Genomic DNA, 8,910 nt, shown 5'->3' with positions numbered 1-8,910 from the left:
GTCCAGTGGCAGCCCGGCGGGCCGGTTGCCGCGCAGCGCGCGCCGCACCTCGGGGTAGGCGCGGCCGGCCCGGTCGAGACCGGACAGCAGCGCCTCCTGGGGGCGGGCGGTCTTGCGTTCCAGGGCGCTGAGCGCGGGGCCCTCGCTCCAGACGTCGTCGGCGTGGACCATGAGGGACGGCTCGTCGGACGCCTGGAGCAGGAAGTCCAGCCGCCAGTTGTCGTCGGAGGGGTGGCCGCGCGGGTCGGCGGGGTCCGGGCCCACCGGTTCCACCAGCCGGAAGCAGACGCGCAGCGGGCCGTGGACGGGCGGCTCGGAGCGGTGCCAGGCCGTGAGCCGCTCCTCCAGTTCGGCCAGTTCGTCGGGGTCGGCGCCCTCGACGCGGCCGGTGGGCGAGGTGAGGGCCCGCAGCCACAGCTCGGTGGCGGTCGTGGCGGGGCGCCGGCCGCGCGCGGTGCGCAGCAGCTCGGGTTCGTCGTCGAGGACCGCGCGGGCCTCACGGTCGGTGAGGACGTCGAGCAGGTCGGTGAGGATCGTGGCGGCGGCACGGCCGTCGGGCCGGCCGTCGTGGTGCTCGGCGCGGCACTCCTGCGGCGCGGCGGCGGCGAGCTCGCCGGCCTCCTGCCAGCCGGCGTCGTCGCGGACCGGGCGCCAGCGGGCGTACGGCGCTCCGGCCTCGCTGACCAGCACGGGCAGCAGCCTGCCCCGTCCGACCGTGCGCCAGGCCAGGTCGTGGGCGGCGATCAGCCAGCGCAGCGCGGCACCGTAGGGCGCCTCGGGCAGTCCCGCGGTCGACAGCTCGCCCAGCAGCAGTGCGGCCTCCGCGGGCTCGAAGAGCAGCGAGGGGACGGTCCACGGTGCGACGGGCACGCCCCTGGCGGCGGTGGGACCGCCGAGCTCCGGCGAGGCCAGCGGCGCGCCGTCGCGGGTGGGGAGCAGCAGACCGGTCGGGCCTGCGTGGGCCCGGCCGGCGAGCCAGCCGAGCGCGGATCCGCCGTCGCCGAGCAACTCGGCGACGGCGGATCCGGGAACGGCGTACGGGTGGCCCGGCGCGGGGACCGGCGGCTGCCGGGAGCCCTCGGCCCACAGGGCGAGCCGCTGATCCGCTCTCCACAGCGCGTGCAGAGCGAACACGGTGCGGCCTCTTCCTGCTGGGCGTGTGATGACACCCGGAAGCCTACGTGCAGGTCAGCCGGTGGGAACGGTCCACTGCTGGTTGGCGCCGCCGGCGCAGTCCCAGATCTGCAGCCGGGTCCCGTTCGCGGAGCTCATCCCGGTGGCGTCCAGGCATCGGCCGGACACCGGATTGACCAGTGTTCCGCCGCTGCCGGGCTGCCACTGCTGGGCGCCCGTTCCGTTGCAGTCGTACAGCTGGGCCTTGGTGCCGTTCGCGGTGCCCCCGGCGGCCAGGTCCAGGCACTTGCCGAGCGCCTTGTAGGTGCCGGCGGAGGCGGTCCACTGCTGGGCCGCGCTGCCGTTGCAGTCGTAGAGCTGGACGGCGGTGCCGTTGGCGCTGCTGCCCGCGGCCACGTCGGCGCACTTGCCGCCGAAGCCGGTGATCGCTCCGGTGGAACCGCCGCCGTTGCCGGGGGTCCCGGTCCAGGTGAAGGTCGCCGAGGCGCCGGCGGGCAGGGTGTACGCGAAGGACTGGTTGCCCCAGTTGACGCGTACGGGCTGGGCGCTGCCGGTGTCGTTGTACGCGATGAGCGCCTTCGAGCCGTCCGGGTTGCGCCAGGCGACGTTGGGCACCGAGGTGTTGGCGGTGGAGGCGATCCGGTAGGCGCCGGGCTTCACGAACTTGGTGAGGTGGCCCATCGTGTAGTACTCGACGGTGTAGTCGACCTGTCCGCTGCGGCTGTCGCCGTTGTGCACGGTGACCAGGCCGGTGCACGTGCCGCAGCCGCCGTTGTGCGGTCCCATGTTCTGGTCGACGGCCAGGCTCCACTTGACCCAGCTCTGGCCCCAGTTGCGGGTGTAGTCGATCAGGTTGTGCATGTCCTCCTTCTGCTGGTTGGCGATCCAGGTGCCGCCGGAGTGTTCGGTGTCGAAGGCCTTCACGGTGGGGTACCTGTTGTGGACGGTGGTCTGCTGGGCGACGTCGCCGCCGTAGCCGTGCCAGGCCATGCCACCGAAGTTCGGATCGTTGCGGATCGCCGCGTCGTCGAGGGTCGGGGCGGCGAAGGCGTCGTACTGGTCCCAGTTCCAGTCCAGGGCCAAGACCTTGGTGGACAGCCCGGCGGTGTGCAGCGCGGGCAGCAGGTTGTTCTTGGTGAAGAACGCCAGACCGGAGCCGTTCCACTGCATGGACGGATAGCCCCCGCAGCAGGTGGGCTCGTTCTGCGCCGAGATGTAGTCGACCGGCACGCCGGCCGCCTGGTAGGCCTGCAGGTACTTCGCGAAGTACTGGGCGTAGGCGCCGTAGTACTGCGCCTGCAGCCAGCCCAGGCTCATGCTGCCGTTGTCCTTCATCCAGGCCGGCGCGCTCCAGGGCACGCCCATCACCTTGACGGCGGGGTTGAGCTGGCGGGCCTGCTTGGTCAGCGGCAGGACGTCGGCCAGGTCGTGGGCTATGGAGAAGTGCGCGAGGCCCGGGTCGGTCTGCCCGCTGGGCATGTCGTCGAAGGTGTAGTTGTCGCGCGCCAGGTCGGAGGCGCCCATGGGGTTGCGCAGGAAGTCGATGCCGATGCCGTTGACCGGGTCGAAGAGCTTCTTCATCACCGCGTCGCGGGTGGCGGCGCTGAGCGCTCCGCTGGAGTTCATCAGCCAGGCGGCGGTGTCGGTGAACGACGCGCCCGCGCCCTCGAACTGTTGGTAGCGGGTGTTCTCGTCGACGGTGACGGACTGGCCGGAACCGCTGCCCGCGGTGAAGGCGATCGGCGCCTGCTGTTCGAGCCCCTTGACGACGTTGCGGCCGCCCGAGTCAGACGTGGTGGTCAGCCACACCTGGACGCTCTCGCCCGCCGCGTGCGCGGTGAGCGGCGTGGCCAGCATCGGGGTGACGACGGCGACCGCCGCCGCCAGCAGGCCGGTGACGGCACGGCGGAGGCCGGTGCGGTGAAGCCTGGTACTGCCCGTGTGGGGACGGGTGAGTGAGCGCATGGGTCCGGTTGCCTTTCTACGGCACTTGCCCTGGTGCGTGACTTAATTCAGACCTTGATTTACTGCTTAGTTCGAGGCGTGAGTTAACTCGTGCGCTTTGAGCGCGTCAAGACTTCGCGCAGGAACGGCCGCTTCCATGGCGCTTCCGTGGCGCGGTCGACGCGCTGACGCGACGGGGAGGCGACGAGGAGACGACGGTGACGCCTTTCGAACTGACGCACCATCATGAGACGGTGCCCCATGACCACACCGGCGACAACTCCCCCGCTGCACGGCAGGACCGCCCTCGTCACCGGCGCCTCCCGGGGCATCGGCCTCGCCGTCGCGCACGCCCTGGCCGGGGCGGGCGCCGCGGTCCTGCTGACCGCCCGCGACCCGGATGGACTGCGGGCCGCCGTCATGGAGGTACGCGCGCTCGGCGGCCGGGCCACCGGCCTGGCCGGATCGGTGGGCGACCCCGCGCATCCGGAGGCGTGCGTCGCGCTCGCGGTCGAGGAGCTCGGCGGGGTGGACATCCTGGTCAACAACGCCGGTACCAACGCCCCGTTCGGCCCGCTCGTCGACGTCGACCCGGACGCCTGGCGGGACGCCTTCACCGTCAACGTGGACGGACCCCTGCGGCTGGTCCAGTGCGCGTGGCGGGCCTGGATGCGCGAGCACGGCGGCACGGTGGTGAACATCTGCACCGAGGGCGCGCACGGCGTCGGCCCCAACATCGGCGCCTACGGCACCAGCAAGGCCGCCCTCCTCCACCTCACCCGCCAACTCGCCGGCGAACTCGCCCCGACCGTCCGGGTCAACGCGGTCTCCCCCGGCCTGGTCCGCACGGAGATGGCCCGTTTCGTGTGGGAGGGCGCCGAGCCGCAGATCGCCGCCGGGCTGCCCATGGGCCGGATCGGAGAGCCGGAGGACGTCGCGCGCGCCGTCCTGTGGCTGGTCTCCGACGACGCCGGCTGGATCACCGGGACGGATCTGGTGGTCGACGGCGGCACCCGGGTGCGCGGCGCGCGCACCGGGACCGGCGCCGCGTACACCGTCCACGAGCGGCTGCGCGCGCACGGCGGCTGATCGAGGAGGACCGGTGGAGGCCGGCCCCGGTTCGGACTAGGGCGTGTTGCGAAAGGAGCGCCGTTCGCCCGGAGGGCGTGGCCCACGGCGTCCGGTGCGTGCGCTCGCAAGGCGGAGGGTCGTCCTCGTACCGGACGTACGTGGACGAGCCCGACAACGCAGCGAGGACGCGTGCCAGACGCCGTGGGCCAGGCGGGACTTTCGCAACACGCCCTAGAAGACCGGCGGCACGACGCAGTCGATCAGATGTGGACCGGGCTCGGCCAGCGCCCGCTCGAACTGGGAGGTGAACTCCTCCGCGGTGGTGGCCCGGGTCGCCGGCACGCCCATTCCCGTGGCCAGGGCGACGAAGTCCAGGGCCGGCCCGGACAGGTCGAGCAGCCGCCGGGCGCGCTCACCCGCCGCGGCGGCACCCACCTGCTCGAGTTCCAGGTTGAGGATCGCGTAGGAGCCGTTGTTGAACACGACGGTGGTCACGTCGAGCTCTTCGCGCGCCTGCGTCCAGAGCGCCGAGAGGGTGTACATCGCGCTGCCGTCCGCCTCCAGGCACACCCCGGGCCGGCCGGGGCAGGCCACCGCCGCGCCGGTCGCCAGCGGCAGGCCCTGGCCGATCGCGCCGCCGGTGAGGGTGAGCCAGTCGTGCCGGGGAGCGCCGGCCGTCGCGCCGGGCAGCCACAGCCCCGAGGTGTTCGCCTCGTCCACGACGACGGCGCCCGGCGGCAGCAGCGCCCCGATCGCCTGGGACGCGGACTCGGCGGTGAGCGGGCCGGTGGGACGCGCGGGCCGCGGACGGGCCGCCGGCGTCACGTCCGTCGCCTTCACATCCGCCGCCACCTCGTCGGCGAGCCGCTGGAGCGAGGCGGTGACGTCCTCGGCGGCGCCGGCCAGCTCCCGCGCCTCGCAGCCCTCCGGCACCAGGTCGCCCGGCTTGCCGGGATAGGCGAAGAACGAGACCGGCGAGCGGGCACCGGCCAGGATCAGATGCTTCACGCCCTCGAGCTGGGCGGTGGCGAAGTCCGCGAGGTAGGCGAGCCGTTCGACCTCCGGCAGCCCCGCACCGCGCTCCAGCCGCGCGGGGAAGGTCTCGCAGAGCAGCTTCGCTCCGGTGGCGGCCGCGATCCGGGCCGCGGCCAGCAGCCCGGCCTCACGCGTCGCGCCGCCGCCGAGCAGGATCGCCGCGGGCTCACCGGACCGCAGCGCCTTGGCGGCGGCCGTCACGGCCTGCTCGGACACCGGACCGGGCTCATCGCTGCGCAGCCACGCGATGGCCGTGTGGGACGGTCCCGGCTCCGACCAGGACACGTCGGCGGGCAGGATGAGCGTGGCGACGGCGCCGTCGGACCCGCTCGACGCGGCGATGATCGCCTGGGTCGCGTCCAGATGCAGATCGGCGCCGTCCGTCGTCCGGCGCACCCAGCCCGAGACCGTGCCAGCGAGCGCGTCGATGTCGGACTCCAGCGGGGCGTCCAACGGCTTGTGGGGCAGGGCGTGGTCGCCGACGATGTTCACGACCGGGCTGTGTGCCCGGCGCGCGTTGTGCAGGTTCGCCAGACCGTTCGCGAGCCCGGGGCCCAGATGCAGCAGGGTGCAGGCCGGCAGGCCGGTCATCCGGCCGTAGCCGTCGGCCGCACCGGTGGCGACCCCCTCGAACAGGCACAGCACGGCACGCATCTCCGGCACGTCGTCCAATGCGGCGACGAAGTGCATCTCGGACGTACCGGGGTTGGCGAAGCACACCTCGACCCCACCCTTGACGAGCGTACGGATCAGGGTCTGCGCGCCGTTCGGCATGGGTGTCCCACCTCTGCTCAGGGTCTCAGGGCCGCATCATCAGCACGCCCGGTTCCGTGCGTAATCCTCCCCCGCGCCAGGGCCTCGCGACAGACCGCCCATCGCACCGGAAGATGACGCGTAATTACCCCGCTTCTCCCGATCGTTGAATTTCCAGAGATTTCGTGACTACTTCGCAGGCCAGCGGAATTCCTATCGGCGCACCGCGCCCGCCACCAGCGGGCCTTCCGGCCGCCCGCGGGGTCGCCCGAATGTGGAATTACACATTCCTGGGCCAGCATGATCCATTCCGGTGCGGGCGCATGCCGGCGGGCTTATTCCTGGAAGGCGTTGCGGCGATAGCCGACACCTGTCAGATTCCTTGGCAGGTTTCCACCAGGAGAGACGGGAAGACAGTATGCGCAGACATATCCGCTCGCCGATCATCGCCGGTCTTGGCATCGTCGTACTCGCCGTGGTCGTCCCCGGTGGCGTCGCCAGCGGCGCCATGGCCGATACAGAGGGCGCCGGGCATGGCCACGGCTCGTGCTACGCGGAAAAGGCCGCCCTCGCGGACGTACCGCAGCGAGTCAGCCGAGCGTGGGTCGCCCATGATTTAACAGCGTTCGGTGATGTGTTCACCGAGGACGCGAGCTTCATCGTGCCGGGTGAGGACACTTACCTGAAGAGCCGTGACGAGATCCGGGCGTACATGTCGGCCATCTTCACGGGCCCCTACAAGGACGTCCTTCCGGTCGCGAATGTCCTCAATGTCAAGTGCATCAGCAAGGATGTCGGAATCGTGGTCACCCAGGGCGGCCTGAAGCTTCCTGGCGAGATCGATGTCCCACCGGAGCGGGTCGGCCGTCAGACATGGACGATCGTGAAGCAGGGCCACGAGTGGCGGGACAGCGCCTACCAGAACAGCCGCATCATGCACTGACATACCGACGAAAGGCCGCGGCCCGCTCCCGCGTTCGGAGCGGGCAACCGGCCGTGCGGCAGAGCGTCGTGACATGGATTCGGTCATCCGCCCGCGACTTACAGGCGATGGCCGAATCCCGTGCGAGGTGCGGCCAGTGGGTGAGCGGACACACGTGGTCGCACGTGGTCGCACGCGATCACCGCAGGACGCAGTCGCCGCACAGGCCGCCGCCCGGGACCCGGTAGTACAGACAGCAACTGCGCCGCACGAAGCTGACATCCCCTGCGTCCAGAGTCCCGGTGCCGCTCAGCAGCGGCTCCTGGAAGAGCCGCGCGGTGAGGTCCAGGGCGCTGCGCGCCTCCGCCGTCCGGCCCCGTGCGACGCACCAGGTGTGGAGCACCCGCAGGGAACCGGCCAGCGCGGAGCCGGCGTTCCCCCACAGCAGCCCGCCGGAGACCGGGCAGGCTTCGCGGGTCGCGTGGTGCAGCGGGACCAGATGCCCGGCCAGCACCGTCCCGGCCAGTTGGCCGGCGAGGTCGTCGGAGTCGGGAAGGGCCGACGGGTGCGGCAGCCAGAGGTCGTTCGGGGCACTGAGAGCCGGGTTCCACCACACCCGGTCGGCGGCCATGTCGGGGACCCGGCCCGCCAGGACGGCAGCGCCCAGGGCCACCGACCACAGCCGGGCGGCCAGCCCCTGAAAGGCGAGGGAGGCGCCCACCCGGAGCTCCGGAGTGCCCAGCCGCCCGGCGACGTCGGCGGCCCGCTCGCGGACGGGGTGCACCGCGCGCCTCGGGTCCGTGGCGTAGAGCTCGGCGAGCGGCCGGTAGCCGTGCGCGCGGGGGCCGTGGTCCGCGCTGCCCCCGCCGTCCGCACCGGTCTCGCCGGGCCCGGTCCGGACGGCGAAGAACGGCCCCACTTCCGCGACATCCCGCAGCGTCCTGTCCATGAACCGATCATGACGTACCGGCCGAGCCGCGAACGGACCGGACATGAGGCCCTATTGCCGGGGCACCAGCCAATCCCGACAATGCTCATGACAATGCCGAAAGAACTTCGGTCTGGAGAGGACCCCCCACATGAAAAGACCTCTCGTCGGTGTCCTGGCTGCCCTGCTGCTCGGCGGCGCGGCTCTCACAGGCACCGGTGCGGCGTCCGCATCGGCCACAAGCCGGGATGCGGCGCCCGCACACACCGCGAAGGCGGCCGTCACGGTCAACTTCGCGGGCACCGTGGCGCTCAGCAACTGTTCGGGTTCCGTCGTGAAGATGCCGACCTCGGTGCCGACCGACCCCGCGATCGTCATGTCGAACGGGCACTGCCTGTCGGGCGGCTTCCTGGACCCGGGCGAGTCCATCGTCAACGTGGCGTCCAGCCGTACGTTCAGCCTGCTCAACTCGGCCGGGACCAAGGTCGCCACACTGCGGGCCACCAAGGTCGCCTACGCGACCATGACCGACACCGACATCTCGCTCTACCAGCTGAACACCACGTACGCGCAGATCCAGTCGAGCTACGGCATCGCGGCGCTCGAGCTCTCCGCGACCCACCCCGTCGCCGGGACCGCCATCAAGGTGGTGTCCGGCTACTGGAAGCGGATCTACAGCTGCAACATCGACGCCTTCGTCTACCGGCTGCACGAGGACAGCTGGATCTGGAAGGACTCGGTCCGCTACACCTCGTCGTGCAACACCATCGGTGGCACCTCGGGCTCCCCGGTGGTCGACGCCGCGACGGGCAAGGTCGTCGCCATCAACAACACGGGCAACGAGGACGGCGGACGCTGCACCCTCGACAACCCGTGCGAGGTCGACCAGAACGGCAACATCACCGTGCACCAGGGCATCAACTACGCCGAGGAGACGTATCTGATCACCCAGTGCGTCGGCGCGGGCAACAAGATCAACCTCAGTCTGCCGGGATGCACCCTGCCCAAGCCGTGAGCTGAGGCAGCCCCGGAAAAGAACGCCGCTCCCCGGACCTGGGATCCGGGGAGCGGCCGCCGGCCGCTCGTGACCGGCGGCCCGACGCTCGTGACCGGCCGCTCGTGG

Annotated in this window: 7 protein-coding genes; 3 read left to right on the top strand and 4 right to left on the bottom strand. The window is 71.7% G+C overall.

The annotated features are described in order from the left end of the window. Window positions 1-1,134: hypothetical protein (locus O3W51_RS22480; protein WP_443048323.1), on the bottom strand; the 1,134-nt coding region annotated here is incomplete at its 3' end. A gap of 54 nt (window positions 1,135-1,188) precedes the next feature. Continuing rightward, entirely contained in the window at window positions 1,189-3,099 is a 1,911-nt protein-coding gene (locus tag O3W51_RS22475) for an RICIN domain-containing protein (protein WP_381585691.1), read from the bottom strand. Between the two features lie 240 nt (window positions 3,100-3,339). Here O3W51_RS22475 and O3W51_RS22470 point away from each other — a divergent pair, with 240 nt between their 5' ends. Next, window positions 3,340-4,167: an SDR family oxidoreductase gene (locus O3W51_RS22470; RefSeq protein WP_198358516.1), complete on the top strand. Its 828-nt coding sequence runs from the start codon at window positions 3,340-3,342 to the stop codon at window positions 4,165-4,167. Window positions 4,168-4,380: 213 nt separating this feature from the next. On the opposite strand, the gene O3W51_RS22465 is transcribed toward O3W51_RS22470, so the two are convergent. Then, window positions 4,381-5,958, bottom strand: a complete 1,578-nt coding sequence (locus O3W51_RS22465) for an acetolactate synthase large subunit (protein WP_269287223.1) — start codon at window positions 5,956-5,958, stop codon at window positions 4,381-4,383. A gap of 397 nt (window positions 5,959-6,355) precedes the next feature. On the opposite strand from O3W51_RS22465, the gene O3W51_RS22460 reads away from it, so the two are divergent. Further along, entirely contained in the window at window positions 6,356-6,880 is a 525-nt protein-coding gene (locus tag O3W51_RS22460) for an SgcJ/EcaC family oxidoreductase (RefSeq protein ID WP_269287222.1), read from the top strand. Between the two features lie 178 nt (window positions 6,881-7,058). Here O3W51_RS22460 and O3W51_RS22455 read toward each other — a convergent pair whose 3' ends face one another. Continuing rightward, window positions 7,059-7,808, bottom strand: a complete 750-nt coding sequence (locus O3W51_RS22455) for a (2Fe-2S)-binding protein (RefSeq protein ID WP_138354184.1) — start codon at window positions 7,806-7,808, stop codon at window positions 7,059-7,061. 130 nt (window positions 7,809-7,938) lie between these two features. Here O3W51_RS22455 and O3W51_RS22450 point away from each other — a divergent pair, with 130 nt between their 5' ends. After that, on the top strand, window positions 7,939-8,802 hold the full coding sequence (locus tag O3W51_RS22450; RefSeq protein ID WP_138354185.1) for a S1 family peptidase: 864 nt from the start codon (window positions 7,939-7,941) through the stop codon (window positions 8,800-8,802). Window positions 8,803-8,910 lie beyond the last annotated feature (108 nt).

This window comes from Streptomyces sp. H39-C1, assembly GCF_027158125.1.
GTDB lineage: Bacteria > Actinomycetota > Actinomycetes > Streptomycetales > Streptomycetaceae > Actinacidiphila > Actinacidiphila fildesensis.
The sequence above is the reverse complement of the archived record's forward strand: the minus strand, read 5'-3'. Positions and strand labels throughout refer to the sequence as shown.